This is a genomic window from Achromobacter sp. ACM03 (genome assembly GCF_014851665.1).
Classification (GTDB): Bacteria; Pseudomonadota; Gammaproteobacteria; order Burkholderiales; family Burkholderiaceae_B; genus Achromobacter; species Achromobacter aegrifaciens.
Map to the genome: position 1 here is coordinate 727626 of NZ_JACVAD010000001.1, position 24928 is coordinate 752553.

At 65.8% G+C, this 24928-nt stretch carries 18 protein-coding genes; 9 read left to right on the forward strand and 9 right to left on the reverse strand.

Going from position 1 to position 24928, the window contains the following annotated elements; translation table 11 throughout:
• Positions 1–107: 107 nt before the first annotated feature.
• Positions 108–1031: a LysR family transcriptional regulator gene (locus IB257_RS03295; protein ID WP_125471303.1), complete on the reverse strand. Its 924-nt coding sequence runs from the start codon at positions 1029–1031 to the stop codon at positions 108–110.
• Positions 1032–1165: 134 nt separating this feature from the next.
• Here IB257_RS03295 and IB257_RS03300 point away from each other — a divergent pair, with 134 nt between their 5' ends.
• The 3 genes from IB257_RS03300 to IB257_RS03310 are packed head-to-tail and all read left to right on the forward strand — an operon-like array spanning position 1166 to position 4147.
• Positions 1166–2380: an MFS transporter gene (locus tag IB257_RS03300; protein ID WP_125471302.1), complete on the forward strand. Its 1215-nt coding sequence runs from the start codon at positions 1166–1168 to the stop codon at positions 2378–2380.
• 13 nt (positions 2381–2393) lie between these two features.
• Positions 2394–3008 (forward strand): class I SAM-dependent methyltransferase, encoded by a 615-nt coding sequence (locus tag IB257_RS03305; RefSeq protein ID WP_192491857.1) that lies wholly within the window; start codon positions 2394–2396, stop codon positions 3006–3008.
• 47 nt (positions 3009–3055) lie between these two features.
• Positions 3056–4147 carry a DMT family transporter gene (locus IB257_RS03310; RefSeq protein ID WP_192491858.1) on the forward strand — a complete coding sequence of 364 codons (1092 nt, stop codon included), beginning with the start codon at positions 3056–3058 and terminating at the stop codon, positions 4145–4147.
• Positions 4148–4209: 62 nt separating this feature from the next.
• Here IB257_RS03310 and dsbG read toward each other — a convergent pair whose 3' ends face one another.
• Genes dsbG through dsbD form a run of 3 tightly spaced genes read right to left on the reverse strand, consistent with a single transcriptional unit; the run spans position 4210 to position 7658 of the window.
• A complete protein-coding gene (gene dsbG, locus IB257_RS03315; protein WP_192491859.1) occupies positions 4210–4983 on the reverse strand; it encodes a thiol:disulfide interchange protein DsbG in 774 nt (257 codons plus the stop codon).
• 9 nt (positions 4984–4992) lie between these two features.
• Positions 4993–5829 (reverse strand): TlpA disulfide reductase family protein, encoded by an 837-nt coding sequence (locus tag IB257_RS03320; RefSeq protein WP_192491860.1) that lies wholly within the window; start codon positions 5827–5829, stop codon positions 4993–4995.
• Positions 5826–7658, reverse strand: a complete 1833-nt coding sequence (gene dsbD / locus IB257_RS03325; protein WP_192491861.1) for a protein-disulfide reductase DsbD — start codon at positions 7656–7658, stop codon at positions 5826–5828. Before dsbD ends, IB257_RS03320 begins: the two co-directional genes overlap by 4 nt.
• 208 nt (positions 7659–7866) lie before the next feature.
• On the opposite strand from dsbD, the gene IB257_RS03330 reads away from it, so the two are divergent.
• The 6 genes from IB257_RS03330 (at position 7867) to arsH (ending at position 12963) form a co-directional block, all read left to right on the forward strand.
• Positions 7867–8535, forward strand: a complete 669-nt coding sequence (locus tag IB257_RS03330; protein WP_054454421.1) for a response regulator — start codon at positions 7867–7869, stop codon at positions 8533–8535.
• Entirely contained in the window at positions 8532–9863 is a 1332-nt protein-coding gene (locus tag IB257_RS03335) for an ATP-binding protein (RefSeq protein ID WP_192491862.1), read from the forward strand. Before IB257_RS03330 ends, IB257_RS03335 begins: the two co-directional genes overlap by 4 nt.
• 12 nt (positions 9864–9875) lie before the next feature.
• Positions 9876–10544, forward strand: a complete 669-nt coding sequence (locus IB257_RS03340; RefSeq protein ID WP_192491863.1) for an imm11 family protein — start codon at positions 9876–9878, stop codon at positions 10542–10544.
• 71 nt (positions 10545–10615) lie between these two features.
• Positions 10616–10972, forward strand: a complete 357-nt coding sequence (locus IB257_RS03345) for a helix-turn-helix transcriptional regulator (RefSeq protein WP_054454415.1) — start codon at positions 10616–10618, stop codon at positions 10970–10972.
• A gap of 3 nt (positions 10973–10975) precedes the next feature.
• Positions 10976–12157, forward strand: a complete 1182-nt coding sequence (locus IB257_RS03350) for an MFS transporter (protein ID WP_192491864.1) — start codon at positions 10976–10978, stop codon at positions 12155–12157.
• An 83-nt stretch (positions 12158–12240) separates the two neighbouring features.
• Entirely contained in the window at positions 12241–12963 is a 723-nt protein-coding gene (gene arsH / locus IB257_RS03355; protein WP_192491865.1) for an arsenical resistance protein ArsH, read from the forward strand.
• Positions 12964–12969: 6 nt separating this feature from the next.
• On the opposite strand, the gene IB257_RS03360 is transcribed toward arsH, so the two are convergent.
• From IB257_RS03360 to IB257_RS03380, 5 genes are all read right to left on the reverse strand, one after another.
• Positions 12970–14088 (reverse strand): PepSY domain-containing protein, encoded by a 1119-nt coding sequence (locus IB257_RS03360; RefSeq protein ID WP_192491866.1) that lies wholly within the window; start codon positions 14086–14088, stop codon positions 12970–12972.
• Positions 14088–16418: a TonB-dependent receptor gene (locus tag IB257_RS03365; RefSeq protein ID WP_225588730.1), complete on the reverse strand. Its 2331-nt coding sequence runs from the start codon at positions 16416–16418 to the stop codon at positions 14088–14090. Before IB257_RS03365 ends, IB257_RS03360 begins: the two co-directional genes overlap by 1 nt.
• A gap of 146 nt (positions 16419–16564) precedes the next feature.
• On the reverse strand, positions 16565–17530 hold the full coding sequence (locus IB257_RS03370) for a FecR domain-containing protein (protein ID WP_192491867.1): 966 nt from the start codon (positions 17528–17530) through the stop codon (positions 16565–16567).
• Between the two features lie 3 nt (positions 17531–17533).
• Complete coding sequence (locus IB257_RS03375; RefSeq protein WP_054454404.1) at positions 17534–18034, reverse strand: sigma-70 family RNA polymerase sigma factor; 501 nt, start codon at positions 18032–18034, stop codon at positions 17534–17536.
• A gap of 133 nt (positions 18035–18167) precedes the next feature.
• Positions 18168–24896 carry an autotransporter outer membrane beta-barrel domain-containing protein gene (locus tag IB257_RS03380; protein WP_192491868.1) on the reverse strand — a complete coding sequence of 2243 codons (6729 nt, stop codon included), beginning with the start codon at positions 24894–24896 and terminating at the stop codon, positions 18168–18170.
• Between the last annotated feature and the right edge of the window lie 32 nt (positions 24897–24928).

Here is a 24928-nt window from a genome sequence, read left to right on the forward strand (position 1 = left end):
CAGTTGCGCTACGGGCTTAATACGCATAATGTGTATTATGTAAAGTAATGGATAGGCGTAGTTATCCCCCCGCTACGCCTGCCGACAATGGGCGGTATCCCGACACGCTACGAAAGAACGATGTCCGTCAGCGTTGCCGCGCTGGTATCCCTGATCAGCGACACAAATTCAACCAGGTAAGGCTTGGTGCTCTCGGACGCACGCATGGCGGCCCAGACTTCGGCCGTCAGGCCGGCATCCGTGATCGGCCTGGCGCTGACGTACTGCCGCTGCAAATAGCTTTGGATCGCCCACCGAGGCAAGACGGCAATCCCCCTGCTTGTCGCGACGAGCATCAGGATGGCGACGGTCAGCTCGGTGGTCCGGCGTTTGGGATTGATCCCTGCCGGCGCCAGGAGTTGGCGAATGATATCCAGCGACTCATCCGGGACCGGATAGGTGATGAGTGTCTCGCCAGCGAAGTCTTCCGCCTGCAGGATCTTCTTCTGCGCAAGCGGGTGATCATTGGCCACCACGGCCATCAGGCGATACTTGAACAGGTGGTGGAAATCGACGCCATTCTCGGGTTCCTGGCACGATACAAGGGCTACGTCCGCCCTTTCCTTATGCAGCAAGGCCACGGGGTCGGCTTGATAGCCCGATACGAGGTCAACCTCCACCTCTGGCCAGCGGGCGCGAAAGGCGTCGACCGCTGGCATCAGCCAGTCGAAACAGGTGTGGCATTCGAGCGCGATGCGCAGCGTACCTTTTGCGCCCTTTGCCAGCCGCGTCAAGTCCCGCGTGGTCTGGTGCAGGAGCGGCACGACCGCATCGGCAGTTTCCAGTAGCCGCCTGCCCGCCGGCGTGAAAACCACGGGTGTGGATTTGCGCACGAACAGCGGCAATCCGTAGAAGTCTTCAAGCGCCTTGATGTGGTGCGAGAGCGCTCCTTGCGTCAAGCGTAGCCAGCTCGCCGCCTTGGACACACTGCCGCTATCCCGCAATGCAATCAGGGTTTGAAGATGACGGACGTCGATCGGTATTCTTTCCATTAATTTTCTTGAGGTTAATTATCTATATTATTCGTTTGAATAATAAATCTGAAGCGATCACACTGCCAACCTCATACTCACGGCCCAGCAGCCGCGAGCAGACCTTGACCAGTTGCAGTGAGGAATTCAAGTCGATGAGCGGCTACACCATGCACCGCCAGGTGTTCATCCTGGCGACGGCGCAAGCCCTGTTTCAAACCGCTTCCGTCTTGGTAATGACCGTAGGTGGATTGGCTGGCGGCCTTGTAGCGAGCCGTCCAGAATTGGCTACGACCCCGATCGCTGCGATGTTCCTCGGGACAGCGCTAAGCACATTTCCAGCATCCTCCTGGATGGCGAAAATTGGCCGCCGGGCAGGCTTTCTCGCCGGATCCTCTCTTGGAGTCCTGGGCGGGCTGATCGCCGCCCTGGGCGTCTGGCTGGCATCGCTGCCCATACTGTGCGCCGGCACTTTCCTCGTGGGCGCGTACCAGGCATTTGCCCAGTTCTACCGGTTCGCGGCCAGCGAGGTCGCGGACGAGAGATTCCGCTCACGCGCTATCTCGCTAGTCCTCGCTGGCGGGATAGTCGCCGCCTTGCTCGGGCCCTCCTTGGCCCGATATGGCGGTCCGCTCCTGCAACCGGTCTACACCGGTTCGTTCCTCATCTTGGCCGTAGTCTCCCTGGTGGCGACCTGCGCACTGACGGGGTTGCGCATGCCTGACTCTCATATCGACCATGCGGATACGGCCACGGGGCGAAGCTGGTTCGCCATTGTGAGCCAGCCCGCCTACCTGGTTGCGCTGTTCGGCGCGGTCACCGGGTACGGGATCATGATCCTGGCGATGACGGCGACCCCGCTCGCCATGCTCCATCATCGCCACGAACTGTCGGCGGCGTCCACCGTGATCCAGTTGCATGTCCTGGGTATGTTCCTTCCTTCATTCTTCACGGGAGCGTTGATAGCCCGTTTCGGCGTAACCCGGATCATGTTCGTCGGCGTTGCGCTATTGGCAAGCCACGTTTTCATGACCTGGACGGGCACCTCTTTCCATTCGTTTGCAGCGGCCCTGGTGTTGCTGGGTGTGGGTTGGAATTTTCTATACATCGGCGGGACCACGCTCCTGACGACGACGTACACGCCGGCGGAGAAGAGTCGGGCCCAGGCCACCAATGACATGACCATTTTTGCGGTTGGCCTTGCATGTTCGTTTGGCGCTGCAGGATTACTGGAGAAATTTGGCTGGCAGACACTCAATGGGCTGTTGTTGCCGTGGCTGGCCGCGGCTGCCGTTGTGTTGACATGGCATGGCATCAGCAGCGCGCGCAGAACACCCGCCAAACACGTACTACATTTGGGTCGACAATGAAGAGGAATGCAGCGTGAGCAACAAGAATCACTGGAACGATGTCTACCGCACCAAATCCGAGGATGCGGTGAGTTGGTACGCCGCTCATCTCGATACGTCTTTGCGCATGATCCAGCACGTGGCCCCGATGCCCGAGGCCGCAATCATCGATGTTGGCGGCGGCGAAGCCACACTGGCAGATGATTTGCTGGCTCTCGGCTACCGGGATCTGACCGTGCTGGATATTTCGGAAACGGCCATTCAGGCGATGCGGGAACGACTGGGGACGAAGTCCGCGAGTGTGGAATGGCTGGTCACTGACGTGACTACCGCTACCCTGCCCTCCGCTCGCTACGACGTTTGGCATGATCGCGCTGTTTTCCATTTCCTGACGGATCCAGCCGACCGCCAAGCGTACATTGCGCAGGCGACGCAGTCGGTGAAAGCGGATGGTTTCCTCGTTGTTGCAACGTTCGGACCCGATGGCCCGCTCAAGTGCAGCGGATTGGATACCGTCCGCTACGATGCCGCGGCGCTTCAGGCGGAGTTTGGAGCTGGCTTCGCGCTTATGGACAGCACGGTAGAATCTCACCAGACGCCCTTCGGTACCAGCCAGCAGTTCGTTTATTGTCTGTTTAATCGGAAGTAAATGGGGCGTACGCTTGCCCTCCAAGCCGTTCCCGCCATCTCGTCCACATGTCGATCCGCTCAGCATCCCCCGCGCTGGCCGCGGCGCTCCTGTTCGGCGCGAGCACGCCATTCGCCAAAACCTTGGTCGAAGGCGTCGCACCGTTGCTGCTGGCTGGACTTCTCTATCTGGGCAGCGGGCTGGGTCTCGGCATCCTGCTGGCGCTACGTCACATCGGCCGCGGCCACAGCCCGGGGGATGCGCCTGGCTTGCGCATTCCGCGCGCAGACCTGCCCTGGCTGGCGGGTGCGATTGCGACAGGCGGCGTGCTCGGCCCGGCGCTGCTGATGCTCGGGCTGACCCAGACGAGCGGCGCCTCGGCCTCGCTTTTGCTGAATATCGAAGGGGTGCTCACGGCCATCATCGCGTGGTGCGTGTTCAAGGAAAACGCCGACCGCCAGATCGTGCTCGGCATGGTCGCGATCGTGCTCGGCGGCGTACTGCTGTCTTGGGAGCCGGGCGGCACGGCGCCGTCACCCGGGGCGCTGCTCATAGTTGGGGCCTGTCTCTGCTGGGCCATAGACAACAACCTGACGCGTCGGGTCGCCACCAATGACGCCATGCTGATCGCCGGTCTGAAAGGCTTGTCTGCCGGAGCGCTCAGTACGATCCTGGCGCTGCTTGGTGGCGCCGAACTTCCGCCCGTCACCATGGTGGGGGCCAGTCTTGTCGTGGGATTTCTGGGGTACGGCCTGAGCCTGACGCTATTCGTCCTGGCGCTAAGAACGCTGGGAACCGCCAGGACTGGGGCCTACTTTTCAGTGGCGCCGCTAGTCGGGGTGATCATTTCCTTCATCTTGTGGCCCGAGAATCCGGGCCTTTTATTCTGGCCGGCGGCCGCCCTGATGGCGCTGGGCGTGTGGTTGCACCTGCGCGAACGGCATGCGCACGAACATACCCACGAAGCCATGGAACATAGCCACCGTCACGTACACGACGAGCACCACCAGCACGCGCATCCCTTTGCCTGGGATGGCGTCGAGCCGCATACGCATCCGCACCGCCATGAAGCGCTGACGCACACGCATCCCCACTATCCGGATATTCATCACCGGCATCGTCATGGGCCAGGGCATGGAATCCGAGCGCGGAAGGCATAGGTTTTCGCCACCGCCCTCCTCGCCTGCGTGTCTGGGCGTCCAAGGCGGATCCCGTCTTGGATTCAACGCGGCCCCAACACCTCGGCCAATTGCGCGCCCTGGGGCATGCCTCTGAATTTCTTGACCGAGCCGTCGCTCTCCCGCACCACGATGCCGGGCGTGCCTCGGAACCCGCTCGACAGCATCAGCATGTGGTTGTCTTCGAGGGTCTGGAGTACAGCGTCGGGGACGCTGTCGGCAGGCTTGATGCCGCCCTGATCAAACTTGTGTTCGTTTTCGATCAGTGCGGCCGTTGGGTCGGGAGCGCCAAGGATAGCCGCGGCCTTTGCCGGACTGTCTGCCCGGATCACGCCCACGAGCAGATGGCGAAGCTGCACCTTTCCGGCGTCCACCCAGGGGCGCGCTGCTTCCCAGAACTGGTGGCAGTAGGGACAGTTTGCATCGGAGAAAGTGTAGATAATGCGGGGCGCGTCGGGTTTGCCGTCCTGTACCCAGGTCGCGGATTCCAGTTGACTCCACGTCTTTTCGCCCAGCGGCTTTTCAACCAGGTCCCGCAGCTTCATCCGGTCGATGGGCTTGCCATTGGCGTCCAGGCGTGTGCCCACGATGGCGTTGCCATCGCTGGTGAGGTAGACGGCGATGGGGCGGTCTTCTGCCGTGCCGGCGAAAGCGCGCATGCCACCTTCCACATCGAACTCTCCCACGATGGTGAGGCCTTGCGCTTCCAGTGCCTGGATGGCCGGCGGTCGAGCTCCGATCTGGGCCTGGCTGTAGCCGGCTGCCAGCACGAGCGGGATGGCTGCGATGGATGAAATACGCATACGCAATGCAAACATGGTCATTCCTTACTTGGGTAAATCTTGGATGCCGTCTCGGGGCATATTGAAACGCCGCGACATCTTGTCCTTGAGGGCTGCCATGGTGATCTCGCCCAGATGCGTATCCACCAGGCGTCCCTGCGCGTCATAGAACAAGGTCGTGGGCAGGCCGCGCGAATTCACCGCCCGCATGGACGCGGACGCGGGGTCGAGCAAGACATTGCGCAATGCCAGGCCTTCGCTCTGGATGAAGTCATGCGCCTGTTGCGCGCCCTCCCCCTGATTGACCAGGACGATGCTGACGCCCGCGAACTCCGACTGCGCCTGTTCCAGGGCGGGCATCTCACGGCGGCAAGGCGGGCACCAGCTCGCCCAGAGGTTGACGACTAGCGGTTTGCCCTCGTATGACCTCAGCGCGATGGGGTTCCCATCCAGCGTTTGCAACTGCAAGTCCGGCAGACGCGGCGGCTCGAGCAGCAGCGGCAGCAGCGCGCCGCCTGCGAACCAGGCCACGACCCCGGCCAATATGCCCGCGTATATGGGACGGCGCGGCGCCGGCATGGTACGGGTCCGCCACCAGACGAAGGCCAGCGTGGCTGGCACCCCAACCCACCAGTAGTATCCGCCATCCCCGATTGCGATCAGCGCCATGGGAGCCGCGAAGTAGTCTTCCCACCAGAAGGCGATGTATCCCAGGCGCGCCGCCATAATGCCCCAAAACACGCCGTCGAGCAGCACGGCGCCGGCAAGCCGATGAGAAGCGTCCGGCAGGCGTTTGGCCAGCGCGCGGGTCACCAGCCAGGAAAACAGTACAGCCGCGAAGACGCCCATGCTTTGAATGGAGAAGGGACCGATGCCTATCATGGCGTTCCCGCCTTGTTCAGTCGCCCCAGGAAATCAGCGGCGCTGACCTCCCCCACCACGCGGAGGTCTCGGCGCTCCGTGCCGTCGGGTCCCACCAGGATGAGCGTGGGCGGCCCCATGACGCCCCAACGCTTGAGCAGGGCCTGATCCGTTGCGTCGTTGCGTGTCACGTCCGGCCGCAGCACTTGCATGCGCGCCAGCCGCTGCGCCACAGCGGAGTCGCCGAATACATTGCGCTCGATCACGTGGCAACTGATGCACCAGTCGGCGTAGAAGTCGATCAAGGTCCATTGGCCGCGCGCGGCCGCGTCCGCCAGGCGCCTGTCCACGTCCTCGACCGACTTGGCCTCGACGTAGGCTGGCTTGTTGGCGATGGCTGGCACGGCAGCCGACGAGGCGGCGCGCAGGTGCGCCAGCGGTTGCGACAGTGAATCACCGCCCGACGCGGCGCCCACCAGCATGAGAATGGACCACAGGCCTGCGATGGCTCCCAGTGTGCGCAAGGCCCACATCAGGCGCAGCTTTTGCGCGACCGCGTGCGCCCAGGCCAACAGGCCGATGGCGATGGACAGTATCCAGGCCCCCCAGAGCACCAGGCTCAGGGTGGCCGGCAGGAAGCGATCGAGCATCATCACCGCCATCCCGACCATCACGTAGCCGAACGCGATGCGCACGCGATCCATCCACGCTCCCGGCTTGGGCAGTACGCGGGCGCCGAATATGGCGATCACCAGCAGCGGCAGGCCCATGCCCAGGCCCAGGGCAAACAATGCCAAGCCGCCATACAGCGCGCTGCCGGTCTGGCTGATGTAGAGCAGCGCTCCCGCCAAGGGCGCGGTCATGCATGGCCCGACCAGCAATGCCGACAAGAAGCCCAGCGCCGCAGCGCCGACCACGTTTCCGCCCGCGCGCCCCTGGTTGGCGGAGCCGACCCGGTTCAACAAGGCGGACGGCAGGCGCAGTTCGAACGTTCCGAACAAGGAACTGGCGAGAATCAGGAACAAGGCCGCGAACGCTCCCAGCAGCCAGGGGGATTGCAGGGTCGCCTGGAGATTCGCGCCTGCCAAGCCGGCTGCCACGCCCACGGCGGCATAGGTGGCGGCCATTGCCAGCACATACGACAGGGACGTGACGAAAGCGCGCCGCGGACTGGTCTGAGCGCCCACGACCATGCTGGAGATGATGGGGATCATCGGCAAGGTGCAAGGCGTGAAAGCCAGGAGCAGGCCGAAGCCGAAGAACAGCAATGTGCCTGCGATCGGCCCCAGCGTCGCCAGGCGTTGGGCAGCAGCCTGGTCCTCGGCGACGTTGGCTGCGCCGCCGGCGCCCGCCTCCGGCTGACTGGTGGTGGCAGGAGGCTCGGCAGCGCTACCTGCCCCCGCCGCCGTCGCGGGCAAGTTCAATGCCATGGTCTGCGGAGGGTAGCAGATGCCCCCTTCCGCACAGCCTTGCCAATGTAGTGTCAACGGACCTGTGACGGAGGCGGGAAAGCGCAGTCGCAGCGCATCTCCAAGATAGATTTCCGTATCGCCAAAGAACTCGTCATTCTTGGGCGTACCAGGGGGAAGATCCAGGCGGACTTCCTCGCCCTTCCCTGAAACCAGCTTCAATGAGTGGCGATAGACATAGTAGTTCTCGGCAATGTGTCCTTGCGCCGCCAGTTCCGTCCCCTGCTGCTGAACCTGCGCCAGTTTGAATACATCGACAGGATCCAGAAATTCAGCCTCTTCCTGCCAGGAAAACAGGCCTGCACTCCCCCATGCACTGCCGATGGCTAAAAAAAACAGAAACACAACGGCCAGTACTCGTCGATATACAAACAACCTCATTCCTCCGGGGCAATAGTCGGCCTTCCCAAACCGCCCTCATGTTGAGGCGCAGGGGAGCTTATCCAGCCATGATGGAGGAGATCGATTAACCGAAACTAAAGAAGGGAAAGCAGGCGCGGAACGAACGGACATCAAGGCGCCGGCCATTCTTGGCTGAAAAGTTCTGGCCTAACATATGGGCCCTGGGTTGCAACGAATCGGGATTCAAATGCGGGTATTGCTGGTAGAAGACGATGAACTGATCGGCAAAGGAATCGTGGCTGGCTTGCGCGCGCATGGCATCACGGTGCATCACGTTTGCACTGCCGTTGACGCTGAAGCCGCCCAAACGGAAAACTCCTTCAATGCCTTGGTGCTCGACCTGGGACTTCCGGACCGTGACGGAATGGAATTGCTCTCTGCCGTGCGTAGCATTGAACCGTGTTTGCCCGTGCTGATACTGTCCGCCCGGGATGCCATCGACCACAGGATCGCGGGCCTGCAACAAGGCGCCGACGACTACATGACCAAACCGTTTGACTTGCGCGAACTGGCAGCGCGATTGCATGCGCTGGTCAGGCGCACTCAGGGGCGCGCAGCCCAGATCATTGTGGCGGGACCTTTGCGTCTGGAGCCCGAAAGCGGCCTGGCTTGGTTGGGAGGCCAAGCCATTTCGCTATCGCGTCGCGAGGTGGATCTGCTGGCGCATCTGGCCGCGGCCAATGCGCGGTGGATCCCTCCTGATCTACTCAATGAACGCCTGTACGGGCTGGGCGAGGAAGTGAGCAGCAACGCGCTCAACGTTCATATCCACAACCTGCGCCGCAAGCTTGGCGCTGACGTGATTGAAACGTCGCGTGGATTGGGATTCCGGCTGGGTTGGAGGCTCGACGCATGAGTTTGCGTCTTCGTGCAGTCCTGATTGCAGGACTTTCTCTCATGGTCTTGTGGGCGGCGGCGGCGGCCTGGATGATGCTGGGCGTCCGCGCCGACCTTGCCCGCACGCTTGATGGTCGCCTGGCCATGTCGGCTCGCATGGTCTCGGGCTTGCTTGCCGGGTCTGTCATAGATCCCAACGCCAAGACTACGGATTTCACGCAAGCCATCCGCGTCAACGGCAGCGAAGGAATCGCTTGCGAGATTCGCGCGCTGCGCGGTGAGGTCCTGGCGCGCACCAGCGGCAGTCCGGCCTCGGATTTCGACAGCCTGCCCGCCGGTTACAGCACGCGCATGGTCGCCGGACACGAGTGGCGGATTTATGTGCTTCGCGATGACAGTTATCAAATAACGACAGCGGATCGCGTCGAGCAAAGGAACACGCTGATCAATGAGCTGCTGTTTGCGGCTGGCGTGCCCTTCCTGATCGCGCTTCTTGGCGGGCTGGCTGCCCTGTGGATCGGTATCGGGCAAGGCCTTGCGCCGCTGCAAGCCTTGCGCATGCAGTTGCGGGCCAAGCAAACGGACGATACCACCCCTATCGCTGTCGCAAAGCCGCCCACCGAGCTTCGTCCTGTGCTGGATGCCATGAACGGATTGTTGGGACGCTTATCGCTGGCACTCTCCGGTCAGCGAGCGTTTACCGACGCGGCGGCGCACGAGTTGCGGACACCGCTGACCGTGATCGATACCCACCTGCAAGTGGCCAGGTTGACCGAAGGGGAAGAAGCCGAATCGTCACTCTGCAGTGCCGAGGAAGGCGTGAAGCGCCTGCGGGGTACGCTCGACCAGATGATGATTCTGGCGCGTGCCGAAGCATCGCCCAATTCGGAAAACGGGTGTACGTCCATCCAGGAGGTCATCGCCAGCGTCATCGATGCGACAACTGTCGAAGCGCGGCTGCGCCTGGCGGTATCCGTCGACGGCGCTGATGCTTGCTGCGCCATTCCACGCGAAATGCTGGAGGCTGCCATCCGCAACCTGGTGGACAATGCGATTCGCTACTCCCCCTATGACATGCCTGTCGAAGTCGTTGCCCGCTTCGATTCTCCAACCCGACAATGCCGCATCGTCGTGGCGGACCGGGGGCCGGGGCTCAGCGAGGATCAGGCAGCCAAGATTGGCCAACGCTTCTGGCGCGGGGACCAAGGCCGAAGCCGCAACGACGGCGCGGGTCTTGGCATCTCGATCGTGCATGCCATTGCCAAGCGGTTCGGGGGAGCATTGCATCTCAAGCCCCGGGAAGGTGGCGGTTTGGTCGCGGAACTTGAGTTTCCGTGCTGTCCGTAATTGGAGCGTGTTATGAACTTTGGAGCCACCGTGACCGAACCGACCGCCATTGAAGTTTCAGCCGAAGCCGCATCTCATAAGGGCGAATTTTTCCTGATCGACGCCAGCTTCTTGGGAAACGGCAGGATTTCCGGCATCGAAATCGCCAACGAAGAGAAGCTGATCGATCCGGGGATGAATGTCGTCTCGCGTCCTAATGGAATGCCAGATCAGTATCCGGAGCGTCCCCGCCTGGTTCATGTACCGGAGAAAGGCGGAATGCCACGCGATCTGGAGGTGCTTGCTGGCATATGGATTGTGTCGGAGCCATTGAAGCAACTGTTTGAGCAGTTGGACGCCGAGGCGTTTGCATTTGTGGCGTGCGACTTCAGCCTGGCTGACGGCAGCCCCGCCCCTCAGTACTACCTAGGCAATGTGCTGCGCAGACTCGACGCCCTGGATGAAGCCTCTTCCCGCGTGAGGATCAAGTTCGAGCATAACTATCAGACCGGCGAGGACGAGAAACTTTACAGCCTCGTCGGCGGAGCCAGCCTGGTGTTCAAACAGGATGTGGTGGGAGATGCCCATATCTTCCGCCAGGATCGCATGGGAGCGCCTCCCATCTGCGACCGCGCGATGTTTGATGCATTGAGTGCGGCCAACTTCTCCGGCGTACGGCTGCGCGATGTAGCCGATATCTAGAGGCACGTTTACTTAGGCCCGCGGCGGGCCTGCATGCATAAATAGTTCAATAATTGTTGTATCATTGATCAATGAATGAAGATCAAGCCGTTACTGCCCTGAATGCCCTGGCCCATGCCCAACGCCTGCGCGTTTTTCGTGCGCTTGTCGTCGCGGGGCCCGACGGCCTTACACCCAGTGTCATGGCCGAAGGGCTTGGCGTTGCCCGCAACGCGTTGTCTTTCCACTTGAAGGAGCTTGCGCACGCAGCCCTGGTCAGCGTCGAGCAGCAAGGCCGGAATCTGATCTACCGCGCGGATTTCTCCCAGATGAATGGCTTGCTCGGATACCTTACCGAGCATTGCTGCGCGGGCGCGGCTGGTGAGGGAGCCGAGACCGGCGCCAGCGCGGCATGCAGCCCGCCATCCCGCCTCCTCCAGCGGCATTGATACATGCTCGACGCTCCCGTACGCGTCGTTGGCTCCCTGGGCACGGCTCAGACGCTCGCCTGGGCGTCTTCCTATTACCTGCCGGCGATGCTGGCGGATCCGATGGCCCGCGACCTGGGGGTGTCGGCGCCGGCGGTGTATGCGGCGTTTTCCGCTGCGATGGTGGCTTCGGCCGTGGTCGGTCCCTGGGCGGGACTAGCGATCGACCGCCATGGCGGGCGCGTCGTATTGGCCGGCACGAGCCTGCTGTTTGCGCTGGGGCTGGGCTTGCTGGGCGCCGCCCAGGGCCTCTGGACGATGGTCGCCGCCTGGCTGGTTATCGGCGTGGCGATGGGGGCCGGACTCTACGAAGCAGCCTTCTCCAGCCTGGTGCGGCTGTATGGCCATCACGCCCGCGGCGCCATCACGGGGATCACGCTGATTGCCGGTTTTGCGAGCACGGTGGGATGGCCGCTTTCGGCCTGGATGGAAACCCAATTCGGTTGGCGCGGCGCGTGCCTGGGCTGGGCAGGATTGCACCTGCTGGTCGGCCTGCCGTTGAACGCATGGTTTCCGAAAGCGCCGGGCGCGGGACGAACGCAAGAGCCTGCGGACAATGTGCAGGATGTCCCCTCCTCTGCCCCCCAGCCGCGGCAGCAGAGGTATGCCACCGCCCTCCTCGCCTTCGTGTTTGCGGCGACCTGGTTCATCAGCACCGCGATGGCCACGCATTTGCCGCGCATGCTGGAAGCCACGGGCGCCACGCTCGCAGCCGCCGTGGCCGTGGGTGCGCTCATCGGTCCGGCGCAGGTTGCGGGCCGCCTGCTGGAATTCGGTTTCTTGCGGCGGGTTCATCCCTTGTTGTCCGCGCGCCTGGCTGCGCTGGCGCATCCGGCCGGGGTTGCCCTGCTGCTGGGAGGCGGTCCGGTAATGGCGCCGGTGTTCGCCGTCCTGCATGGGGCGGGCAACGGCATCCTGACCATTGCCAAGGGGACCTTGCCGCTGGTGCTGTTCGGCCCCCAGGGCTATGGCGCGCGCCAGGGCTGGCTGATGATGCCGGCGCGGGTGGCGCAGGCGCTAGCGCCATTTCTTTTCGGGGTGGCGCTGGACCGCTGGGGGGGCAACGCGCTGTGGCTGTCCGGGGGCATAGGGCTTGGCGCCTTTGCCGCGCTATTGCTGCTGCGTGCGCGGGCGTCGGCCGATTGAAATCTGAGTGTCGTATGTATAGAGGTGTTGCATGAAGTTGATCCAGAAAACCATTGAGACCCGCATCGGCGCGGAGGTGGTCCGTGTCTGAAACCCTGGCCGATTTGCCCAACATTGATTCGTCGTTGTTCCATCGCCCCGGCGAGGCCGGGCTGTTTCCTGCCGTGCGGGCCGCGCACGCGCCGCGGTTCCTGCTGCTGTACGGTTCGTTGCGCGAACGCTCCTATAGCCGCCTGGTGGCCGAGGAAGCCGCGCGCCTGTTGCGGGCGCTGGGGGGCGAGACCCGGCTGTTCAATCCTTCGGGACTGCCGCTGGTCGATGACGCCAGCGATGACCATCCCAAGGTGCGCGAGCTGCATGAGCTGGTCCAATGGGCCGAAGGCATGGTCTGGAGTTCGCCCGAGCGTCACGGCGCAATGACGGGATTGATGAAGACGCAGATCGACTGGATTCCGCTGTCGGTGGGCGCGGTGCGCCCGACCCAGGGCAAGACGCTGGCGGTGATGCAGGTGTCGGGCGGATCGCAGTCCTTCAACGCCGTGAACCAGATGCGGGTGCTGGGGCGCTGGATGCGCATGTTGACCATTCCCAATCAATCGTCGGTGGCCAAGGCCTACCAGGAATTCGACGAGGCGGGACGCATGAAGCCATCGCCCTACTACGATCGCGTGGTCGACGTCGTCGAGGAACTGATGAAGTTCACCCTGCTTACGCGGGATGCCTCGCCCTATTTGGTGGACCGCTATAGCGAGCGCAAGGAGGCGGCCGCCGATCTGTCGCGCCGGATGAAGCAGGCGTCCATCTAGATGGACTCATCGCGGCGCGCGGGCCTGGATTTTCAACTGGGCTTTCCATGCGCGCCTGCGCCACCACAGCCAGATGCCGCTGATGCCCAGCACGCCCAGGCCCAGGCCGAGCAAGGCCACGATGGCTTCGCCGGCCACCCCGCCCAACTCTCCCGTGTGCAGCGGATAAAGCACCGAGTTGATCCGGGCGCCCGGATCCAGCTGATTCCAGCGCTGCGCCGCCAGCACTGTGCCGTCGCGCGGGTCGAGCCAGACGGTGGATCTGCCGTTTGGATGCGGATCGTCGGGCACGCGCATGCGTATGGCCAAGGGGCGGTCGATGCGCGGCGTGTACAGCAGGTAGCCAATCGCGCCGTCCGGAAATGCCGCTTGTGCGGTTGCGGCCAATTCGTCCAGGGAGCGCGGCGGGATGGCGCCCGCTGGCCGCGCCGGCAGCTTGGGCGCCACGACCGGGGGCTGGCCGCTGGCCAGCGTGATCCAGCCGCCTATCGGACGCCATGCCAGATAGGCGCCGCTGGCCATGCACACCGCCAGCAGCAGCGCGAGGATGGCACCGCCGTTGCGGTGCACGTCGAACAAGGCGCGCAGCGCGCCCTTGTTGAACACCATGCGCAAGGACGGCGGCCATTTGCGCGGCCACCATACGATCAGGCCCGACACCGCCAGGACCAGATAGGCCAGCGCGGCCCAGGCCAGTACGGCTTTGCCGGTCCGGTCCAGCATCAAGGCGCTGTGCAGCTTGTAGGCCAGGGCTACGATGCCTTCGTCCTCTCCCCTTCTGCCCTGCTCCCGGCCGCTGCCCGGATCGAGATAGACCGTGCCGTCCCAGGCGCTCGGCGCCCTCACCCTGACCTGCATGGTTTCGGCGGGCTCGCGCGGCGGGCGGAAGGTGAAGGAGGCCTGCGGGCCGAACTCCGCGGCCAGATTGCGGCGTATGGACTCGAACGAGGCCAGCTGGCCGACGCCGACACCGTCGTTGCCGGCGACGAAAAGTGTCGGATGCAGCAGCTTGTCCAGCGGCCGCGCGGCCACGAGGAAGGCGCCGGTCAGGCCGGACAGGATCAGGATCCCGCCCAGGCCCAGCGCCACCCAGCGGTGGCAGAGCAGCCAGATACGCCGGGGCATCAGTAGGCCAGGCGCGCCTGCAGGTAGACCATGCGCGGCGCGCCCACCATGCGGCCGCCGTTGGTGTCGACGTTGCGGGTGTAGTAGCGCCGGTCAAACAGGTTGTTCACGCCCACCGCCAGCTCGCTGCCCTTCCATTGGGGCAATTTGTAGCTGAGCTGCGTGTTCCAGACGCTGAAACCCGGCACGCGGCCGTTGGTCGCGGCGGCGTTCTCCTCTTCGGTGTTGGCGGTGTCCGAGTACTGGCCGCTCTGTGCCGTCGTGTAGAGGTTGAAAGTCCAGTTGTTGCGCATGTAGCGTCCGCCCAGCGTGCCGGTCTGGCGCGAATAGAACGGCACGTCCCGGCCTTCGAATTCGCCGGATTTCTGGATGGCGCGCACGTAGGTGTAGTTGGCGTAGAGATTCAGGCCGGCGAGCGGGCCGGACTTGTCGAAGTCGTAGTCGATGGCGAATTCGACGCCGTTGTGGGTGGTGGCGCCCAGGTTGCGGAACACGGCCGGATTGGTGCCGGGTATCGACAGGATCTGGTTGTCGAACTTCAGGTTGAAGACCGTGAACTCGGTGTGGGTCTGTTCGCCCGAGTAGCGCAGGCCGGCTTCCAGGGTCTTGGCGACTTCCGGGCTGAGCGGATTGGAGGCCGACATCGAGTTCAGCTGCGTGTACTGCACCGCGCCGAACGAGGTGTTGTAGTTGGTATAGAGCGTCAACGCATCGTCGACCAGATAGGCGATGTTCAGCGAAGGCAGGCCGCGGCTGTTGCGCAGGTCGAACGGCGTGTCGTTGGCGGTGCCGCTGGGCTGGCGGTTGGTGCGGATGTGTTCATAGCGCACGCCGGGCGTGACGCGCCATTTGCCGTAGGCGATGCGGTCGTCCAGATAGATGGAGTGCGCTTCGGTCTTGTTGTCGAAGACCTGTGCCGCGCCGATGCGTTGGCCCGTGGCCAGGGATTCCGAATAGCGCCGGTCCTGGCCGGTTTCGTGGATGTAGCGGTAGCCGATGGTCACGTCGTGCGTGGTCGGCCCCCATTCCAGGCGCTGCGTGTAACGCGGCTCTATGCCCAGTACCTGGTTGTTGCGCGGCTGATAATCGTTGCGGCCCGTCGCGGTATTGATGAGCGAACTCTGGCGCGAGCTGTCGTAGTGATAGACCCGGGCCTCGAATTCCTGGGTGTCCGAGATCGAATTGAGGTATCCGATGTCGACCTGATCGCGCTGCCCTTTCCAGTAATCGGTGGGATGGGTGTTCTGGAATGGATCGTCGCGGTACTGCGCCACCGTCAGGCCGCCCGGCGTCATCGATTTGACGTCGTAATGGGCGAACTTGCCGTAGATTTCCGACGTCGGGGTCAGCTCGAAGCGCCATTTCAGCGCCACGTCGTTGTAGCGGTCATGGCTGGCATCGCGCCATTGTTCGCCGTCCATGCCGGAGTACATCAGCGCCACGCCCAGCCCGTTTTCGAACTGCGTGCCCAGGAAGCCGGTGTATTGGGTATTGGTGCCGCCCTGGCTGAAGATGTTGTAGCGGGCGGAGGCCTCGGCGGTGAGTCCGCTGCCAGTCGGAATCGAGCGGGTCTTGAAGTTGATTACGCCGCCCACGTTCTGCGGGCCATAGCGCACCGCCCCGCCGCCCCGCACCACGTCGATGGCTTCGATGTTGCCCAGGCTGGTCGGCGACATCACCAGGTTCGGCTGGCCATAAGGGGCCATGGCCATGGGGATGCCGTCCAGCAGCATGGTGGTGCGAAATGAATTGCGCGGGTTCAGGCCGCGGATGCCGACGTGCAGGCCGACCGAGCTGCCGCTGGCGCTGGTGCTGCCGCTGATCTGCACACCGGGCACGCGCCGCAGCACGTCGGCCACGCTGGTGGCGCCGCTGTTCTGGATCTCGTCGCGCTTGACCAGCGTGCGGGCTCCGCCAAAGGTCTGCACGCTGTTTTCCAGGCCGGTGCCCAGCCAGTCGCCGCTGACCTGGATCGATTCCAGCGTGTTGGCGTTGCCGGCAGGCACGGCCTTGGCCGCAGGGGCTGGCGCGCGCACCACGTATCCCTGGCCGCCCTGCTCCTCCGCGGCGAGGCCGGTGCCGGCCAGCAGCCTGGCCAGCCCCGATTCCACGCCATAGCTGCCGTCCAGGCCCTGCGTCCTCAGTCCGCGCGTGTCCTCGGGCCGGAAGGAAACGGTGATGCCGCCCGCCTTGGCGAAGGCGGAAAGCGCCTGGTCCAGGGGACCTGCCGGGATGCGGTAGTCGTGCGTCGCGGCCGGGGCCGAGCTTTGGGCCGCGGCGGGCGGCGCGGCGGCGAAGGCGGCGGCCAGGCTCAGTGTCAATCCGGCCAAGCGCAGGACGCGGGGTTGGGTTTTGTCTACGACTGCCACTTGGTCACATCCCTACAGGTCATCAATGCGCGGTATGCCGGATGAGCGCGGGGAAAAGGGACAAGGGCGTAGCGGCAAAGTTGTAAGCGAGTGAAACCAGGCGGCTTTCAGCGCCTCAGGGTGACCCAGTAGGCGGTACGCGTGACGACGCGCAGATCCAGGGTCTTGGCCACGACGGCAAGCAGCGCGTCGGTGTCTTGTAGGCGGAATACGCCAGATACCCGCAGGCCGCCCACCGCCGGGTCGCAGCGCAATACGCCGCGCCGGTAGCGCGAGACCTCGGCCAGCAAGGCGTCCAGGCGCATGTTGTCGGCTTCGAGGACGCCGCGCGTCCATCCGGGCGCGTCTGACCTGGCCTGTGCGTTCGGCAGAAAGGCATTGGCGGTGAAGCGCACCGACTCGCCGGCATTGAAGATCCGCTCCGGACTGCCATTCCCGAGGGTGACGGCGACGCGATGTTCCAGCACGGTCAGCTCGGTCTGGACGTCGCCATCGTCCAGTTGCCGGACGACAAACCGGGTGCCCAAGGCGCGCAAGCGGCCCTGGGGAGTCTCCACGATGAAGGGCCGCGCCCTGCCCGCCGGGTCGGCGGCCGTGCGCACATAGATTTCGCCGCCGCGCAGGTGCAGCAGGCGCATTTCGTCGGAGTAGCCCACCTCCATGGCCGTATCGGTATTCAGATGGACCTGGCTGCCGTCGGCCAGCCGCAGGTCCTGGTTTTCGCCCACCGCCGTGCGATAGGCGCCTGCCGGCTCCGCATACAGGCGGTAGGTCAGCAAGGCGGCGGGCGCGGCAACCCCCAGGACCGCCAGCGTACGCAGCACGGCGCGCCGGCTGACTTGCGACGGGCGCGTCAAGAGCGGCACGCCAACCGAGGCCGGCACCGTGTCGAACTGCTGCATCAGGCGCTGGGCGCGTTGCCAGGCAAGCTCGCGTTCGGGATGACCGTGACGCCAGCGTTCGAAGGCGGCGTGATCCGCCGGTCCGGCCTCGCCGGAATGCAGGCGCACGAGCCAGCGGGCGGCTTCCCGTATGACGGAGGCGTCTAGCGGTTTGGATTCGGCGGCGGCCATGGGTCAGGAATCCAGCATGGTCAGGCAGATTTCGAAGCCCTGGGCCATGTAGCGCTTCACCGTGCGGTCGCTCAAGCCGGTGCGGGCGGCGATTTCGACGTAGGTGAGCCCTTCCAGTTGCGACAGGACGAACACCTCGCGCGCCTGGGGCGCCAGATTGCCGAGCATGCGGTCCAACTGTTGCAGCGCTTGCTGCACGCCCAGCAGCATCTCGGGCGAGGCTTCCAATTCGGGCGGCAGCGCGGCCAAGGCCTCGAGCCAGGCGCGTTCCAGCGAGCGGCGGCGCCAGTGATCGTTGAGCAGCCCCCGCGCGATGGTGGTCAGATAGGCCCTGGGCTGGCGCAGCGTGCGGACTTCCTCGGGATGGCGCAGCACGCGCAGAAAGGTGTCGTGCGCGAAGTCCGCGGCCTCATCGCCATGGCCGAGGCGATGCCGCCACCATTGGCAGAGCCAGTCGTAGTGGTTTTCGCAGAGTAGCTGGAGCGGCTGTAGGGGCTTGGACATGCTCGAACGCCCCCGATAGGCAGCGCGATGACACGGAATGGCGGCCTGGCCGGATTCAGCCCGGCGGCCAGCGGGGCTAAATGATACCAAGAACCGTTCGCAGTATCGAATCGCGCGGAGCCCTGCGGGGCGTTCAGAACGGCACCATCACCTTCAACGTGCCGCGATGGCTTTGTATGTGGGACGAAAAATCCCCGTCGTACTGCAACCGGAAGTCCAGGCCGCCCGCGTTGGATACCTGCAGGCCCGCGCCGATGCGGCCGATGACGTCGTCCATGGGCACCGAGGTCTCGAAGGCGCCCGAGCCTGCCGGCGCGCCCTGCAAGCGCGACTTGACCGTGTACTCGTCCTTGGACAGGAACGACACGCCGCCATACATGTAGGGGCGCATGGTTGCGCCGCTCTTCAGCGCCACCTTGCCGCCCAGTTCCAGCGTCGGCGACAGGGCCATGACGAATTCGTTGCTGCTTTCCACGTCCAGATGCAGGGCGTCGCGGGATTCGCTGTAGCCGGGCATGTGGGTGTAGGACGCGTCCACGTCCACATAGGGTTTCAGGTAAACGTGTTCCCCGGCGTAGGTGCGCGCGATGCGCAGGCGCAAGGCCGCGCCGTAGACGTCCAGATCCGAGTCGGCCGTGCTTTGCATGCCGGGGATGCGGATGCTGCGGTTGATGTCGTACTGGCCGTAGCCGCCGCCCAGGGCCGCGGACAGGGTCCAGGGTCCGGTTTCGCGCTTGACCACCACGCCGGCATAACCGCTGTCGCCCTTGCCGCTGACCCGTCCGTCGTCGCCGCTCAGATGGCTGTTTTGGTAGGCAACGGACCCGCCCAGGAACCAGCCCGGACTGACCTGGCGCTGGCCGCCGAACTGGTAGGTGACGCCATCGAACGAAAATCCGGAGACCCCGCCGTCGCCGTCCTGGTTGGTATTGATGCCGGACACCTGGCCCCACAGGCAATCCTGCTCGCCGGTCAGCGCGTCGCCGCCCTGGAATGCCGGGCACGACATCATGGCGCCGGTAAAGCGCGCCATGCTGGCCTGCATCTGCGCGGCAGGCGCCACGGTGACGCCGGCCGACAGGTCGGACAGCCGGTTCGAATAGGTGTCGGCGCTTTCGCGGGAGGCCATGTCCAGCGCCGCGAACAAGGACGCCATGGCGGCGTTGCCACCCAGGTTCCAGGCGCCCTGCAGATGATTCGCAACCGAGCGCTGATTGGCGGCCAATTGCATGGACGGCGCGGCGAAGTCGGCCTGCGTTGCGCGCACGCGCACGTTCTTGCCGTCCAGCCTGGCGTCGTAGTCGATCACCGGGCTGTCCTTGGCAACGGGGCTGCCTTGCACATCGCCTTGCAGCGTCGCCACGGTGACTTCGTGATCGGGCAGCAAGGTGATGGGCTGGACATTGGCCTGGCCGTTCAGGCGGGTATCGCCCTGCACCACCATGCTCGGCGATTTGAGGTTGGCGAAGTCCACGTCCGCCTGCAGCAGGCCGCCGGCCTGCAGGTTGAAATTCCCCGTAACCATGAGCGTGTCGAAGGCGCCGGACCTGCCTATGGCGACCAGCCCCGCGTTGTCGATGTTGGCCTGATAAAGCGTGGCGTCGCTCAGGGTGCCGCTGGCGGCGTTCCAGACGTTGCAGGCGATGCCGCCCGCGCCGCCGCCGCATTCGATGTTGCCCAGCACGGTCCCCGCATTGTTGACGGACAGGCTGGCGCCGGGGGCGCTGGCCAGGAAGCTCACGGTCTTGGCCTGCTGCAGGGCGGCGCCGTCGTAGCGTACGGCGCTGCCGCCTGCGCCGGCGATGATCATGCCCGCCGAGCCCACGGTCAGCGTGTTCTGCTTGTCGCCGACGATCCAGACGCCATATGCGCCCGCGCCGGTGCCGCCGCTGACCGAACCGTCGACGGTGACCGCGACCTGGCCCGAACCTTGCGGACCGGCGCTTTGCGCAAAGATGCCGGTGGCGCCGGCGCCGGTGGCGGCGATGCTGCCGCTCTGCGTCAGCGTGACGTTCCCGCCGGATCCCGTGCTGCCGGCGCCTGCCGTGCTGCCGGCGAAGCCGCCGGCGGCATTGCCGCCCAGCCCGCCCCCGCCGCCGATGGATTGGGCGATCACGCCGAAGGCGTAGGCGCCCTGGGTCGTGATGTTGCTGGCGACATTGAGGTTAAGCGCGCCGCCGTTACCGTTGCCACCCGTCTGGCCGCTGCCTGGGGTCCAGCCGCCCGAGTCCAGCTGCAAGCCCTTGCTGGTGTCGCCCGCGATGCCTCCGCCGCCGCCGATGGACTGGGCGATCAGGCCATGGGAGCCCGCGCCGCTGGTGCTGATGTGGCTGCCGGCATTCAAGGTCAGGGTCACGGCGCCGCCGTCGCCGGCCGCGCCGCCGCGCCCGCCCAGCGACACGCCAGACAGGTTGCTGGCGTCGCCCGCGCCGCCCAGCCCGCCGCCGCCGCCGATCGATTGGGCCAGCACGCCATAGGCGCGCGCGCCTTGCGTGGTGGCGGCGATGCCGGTGGCGACGTCGATGGCGCCGCCCGAGCCGGACAAGCCGCCGTTGCCGCCCACTGCGACGCTCATGGAATGGCTGTCCTGCTGCAGCTTGGAGCTGCTGTTGCCCGCGCCGGCCGTGCCGCCGCCTCCGCCGATAGATTGCATCGCCAGCGCCGGGGAGTCGTCGCCCGCGGTCTGGACATTCAGCCAGCTTCCGCCGCCGGAGGTCAGGATGTTGCCGCCGTTGCCGGCCACGCCGCCTGTGCCGCCAAACGAGGCGCCGACGGTGATGGTGCCTTGGGCCTGGTCCGAGCCATCGCCGCCCTGCCCGCCGCCCCCGCCGATCGATTGCAGCAGCACGCCGTAGGCGTTGTAGCCGGTGGTGGCGATGCTGTTGCCATGGTCGTCGTCGAAGAGGAAGCTCAGGACACCGCCATTGCCGCCGGCGCCGCCGCTGCCGCCCACGCCGATGATCGCGTTGGCCTTGATCTTGCTGCCCGAGGCGCTGGACGATCCGCCCACGCCGCCGCCCCCGCCTATGGATTGGGCCACCAGGCCGTCGGCCCAGTCGCCGGCGGTGGCGATCTTGCCCGCGTAGTTCACGGTGACGTTGCCGCCATGGCCGCCCGTGCCGCCGGTGCCGCCCACGTCCACGCCGAATTGATACGTGCTGTTTTCGTCGTCGAGCCGTTCCTTGTTGTCGCTGTGATTGCCGATGCGGTCCAGGATGGGATAGGACGAGGCGTCGGCGCCCAGCGATCCGCCCAGCCCGCCGCCGCCGCCGATCGATTGCAGCAGCACGCCATCGGCGTCGCCGCCTTCGGTGCGGATGGCGCCTTGCAATGTCGCATTGATGCTGCCGCCAGTGGCGCCGGAACCGCCGGTCGCGCCCAGGCCCACCTGCAGACGGGCTGACGGACGCTCTTCGGCGCTGCCAGCCACATTCAGCGTGCCGCCCTGCGAGGCCCCGCCGCCGCCGCCGATGGACTGCGCCACGATGCCGCGCGAACCCGAGCCCAGCGTGCGGATGGCGAAGTTGGGATTCAGCGTCACGTCCACATTGCCGCCGGTGCCGCCCGAGCCGCCGGTACCGCCCAGGGCCAGGGTCAGCTTGACGTTAGTGGGCCCGCCGTGGGTGTAGGCGTTGCTGCTGCCGACCCCGCCGTTGCCGCCGCCTCCGCCTATGGATTGCGCCAGCACGCCATTGGCGTAGTCGCCATAGGTCACGATGGTGGATGCCGAGGGGACGCGCACGCCAGGCGGGGTCAGCAACGACGGCGGCATGCCGACATAGGCGCCGTTGGCATCGCCCAGGCTCACGCCCACCGCGCCGCCGTTGCCGCCTGCCGAACCGGAACCGCCCAGCGTCATGCCGGCCGACAGCGAGATCGTGGTCGCATCGCCCAGCACGGTGGACAGCACGGACGAATCGCCGCCATTGCCGCCCCCGCCGCCGATGGACTGGGCCATCACGGCGTGGGAGCCGTCGCCCAAGGTGGCGACCGTGGAACCGTTGCTGAGGTTGACCTGGGTGACGCACGCGCCATCCCCCGGCGGGCAGGCGCTGCCGCCCGCCCCGCCGCTGCCGCCCACCGCGGCTTCGAAATTGAACGCCAGGGACGCGCCCTCGCCGGTGGGTACCGCCACCACCAGGTCGCTGGCGCTGGAGCTGCCGCCATTGCCGCCGCCCCCGCCTATGGTCTGCGCCAGGATGCCGAAGGAATCGTTGGGCGCGTAGGTCGAGGGATCGATGTTCGGGCTGGCGTAATCCATGCCGGTGGCGACGTGGGAGCCGCTCAGGTTCACGATGGAGGAATAGCCGGTGCCGCCCGAGCCGCCGCTGCCGCCCAACACCACCGCGGCATTGAAGCCCACCGTGACGTCGTAATAGCTGGCGTCGCCGCCGTTGCCGCCGCCTCCGCCTATGGATTGGGCCAGGATGCCGGCCGAATGGGCGCCGCCGGTGCTGATGTTGAGATTGCTGTAACCCACCTTGACCTCGGCGGCATTGCCGCCCGCGCCGCCGCTACCGCCCAATTGCAGCGCCGCGAAGGATGCCACGCTGGCGTTCTTGACGCTGCCGCCCGTGCCGCCGCCGCCGCCGATGCTTTGCGCGATGATGCCGGGTGCGTAGTTGCCGTGAGTGGTGAGGTTCGCGGTCGAGTACGTCAGCGTGCCGTCGCAGCCGCCCTGGTTGCTCATGCAGACTGTGCCGCCGTTGCCGCCGCCGCTGGCGCTGCCGCCGATCGCCACCGATACGCCCACCGATGCGGTGAAGGTATCGCCGCCGTTGCCGCCGCCGCCGCCCACGGACTGGGCCAGCACGCCCGCGCCGAATTGGCCCGCGGTCTGGATCGAGCCCAGGTCCTGGATGATGACGTTGCCGCCCGCACCGCCCCCGGCGCCGCCGCCGCCCACGCCCAGCACGCCGATGCTGTCGCCGCCGCTGCCGCCGCCGCCGCCGATGGACTGGGCCACCATGCCGATGGCGGCGTTGCCGGCCGTCGTGATGGAGCCGGTATTGCCGATCACCACCGTGCTGCCCGACGAGCCGGTGGCCCCGGCCGAGCTGCCGCCTACGCTGAGCAGGCCAGTGGCGCTGCCCGAGGCCCCGCCGCCGCCGCCGATGGATTGGCCTATCATGCCGTGCGAGTTGTAGCCCGAGGTGGCGATGGACCCGCTGTTGCTCAGGGTGACCTGGCCGGCCGCCCCGCCGCCCGCGCCGTCCCCGCCCAAGGAAACCAGTTCGGCCGTGTCCGCGCCGCCCGCCCCGCCGCTGCCGGCAATGGACTGGGCCAGCACGCCGTAGGCGTGGTCGCCGACAGTGGTGACCGTGGCGCCTGTCGCCACATTGACCGCGCCAGCGTTGCCGCCATTGCCGCCATTGCCGCCCTGGCCGCCCAACACCGACACGAAGTCGCTGCCCGTGCCGCCGCCGCCGCCGACCGACTGCGCCACGATGCCGGTGGAAAAATTGCCCGTCGTGCTGATGGCGCTGCCGCTGGCGGTGGAAATGTTGACGGCGCTGGCGTTGCCGCCAAACCCGCCGCCCCCGCCCTGCCCGGCCAGCTTGGTGCTGTCGGTGCCGTCGCCGCCCTGCCCGCCCAGGCTTTGCGCCGCCAGGCCGGGCAGGTTGTCGCCGCGGGTCGCGACGCTGCCGCCCTGATAGAGATTGATCGCCACGGCACCACCCGTGCCGCCATTGCCGCCGGAATGGTCCTTGTCCGGGCCTTTGCCGCCCTTGCCGCCAATGGCGCGGGCGGCAACGCCGGCGCCCTGCACGGTCGCGCCGGCCGCCGAACCGGCCACGTCCAGCAGCACCGAGCCATTCACGTCCACGGTCACCTTCTGGGTCCAGCTGTCCGAGGTGCCGCCGCCATTGCCGCCGTTATCGCTGTTGTCGGTCGACGCGGTGCCGTCGCCGCCTATGCTTTGCGCGTAGATGCCAAAGACCGTGGCGCTGTCGAAGACCTGCCAGTAGCTGTTGGCCTGGCCCTGGTGCGTCACTTGCACGGTGCCGCCGGTGCCGGCATTGCCGTTGTTGTAGCCGCCCATGCCGCCCACGGAATTCGCGTAGATGGCAGCTCCGTTGGCATAGGTGCGCAGCCGCGTGGCGCTGCTGCCCAGGTTGATGGCGCCGGTGTTGCTGACCGTGACCGTGCTGGCGTTGCCGCCATTGCCGCCCACCTGGTCGCCGTATTCCAGCGTCGGATCGTTCTGGTCGCCGCCGGCCCCGCCCAGGGCCCGCGCGTTGATGCCGTACAGGCCTTGGCGCGGCGTGGGCAGGGAACCGGACATCGTCAGGTTGCCGGAATTGGTCACGGTCACGTTCTGGCCCAGTCCGCCGTGTCCGCCGTTCGAGTCGTTGTTGTCGTTGGCGGGGTCGCCGATGCCGCCGGACGAGACTGCCATGATCAGGCTGTTGAAATTGCTGAGCGCCGTGCCGTTGAGCGCGATGTCGCCCGTGCTGGATACGGTAATGTGGCCGCCGTCTCCTGCCGTGCCTTCGTCCACGCCGTCGCCGCCGCGCGATATGGCCGTGACCACGCCCACCGGGTTCAGCCGGGTCTGGTTCTCGTCGGCGTTGTAGTTGCCCGAGGACGTGACCGACACGTCCGGTCCGTTCTGGCCGTTCTTTTCGTTGTCATGGTCTACGCCGCTGTCGCCCTCGCAGATGGCCTGGGCGCTTGGGTAGTTGCCGGACGGCACGTTCAGGGTGGGGCCGCCTGCGCATGCATAGCCGGCCTGTGCGCCGCCCGCTACGCTCCAGGCGCAGGCGCCCAGCGCGGACGCGATGGCCAGCCGCAACGTGTTCTGCCGCAGCAGGGGAAAAGGCAGACTGGGGCTGTGCGCCGGGCGTGATGTGGGCTTCATGGCTGAGCGGATTCTTGTGACCCGAGCGCGGT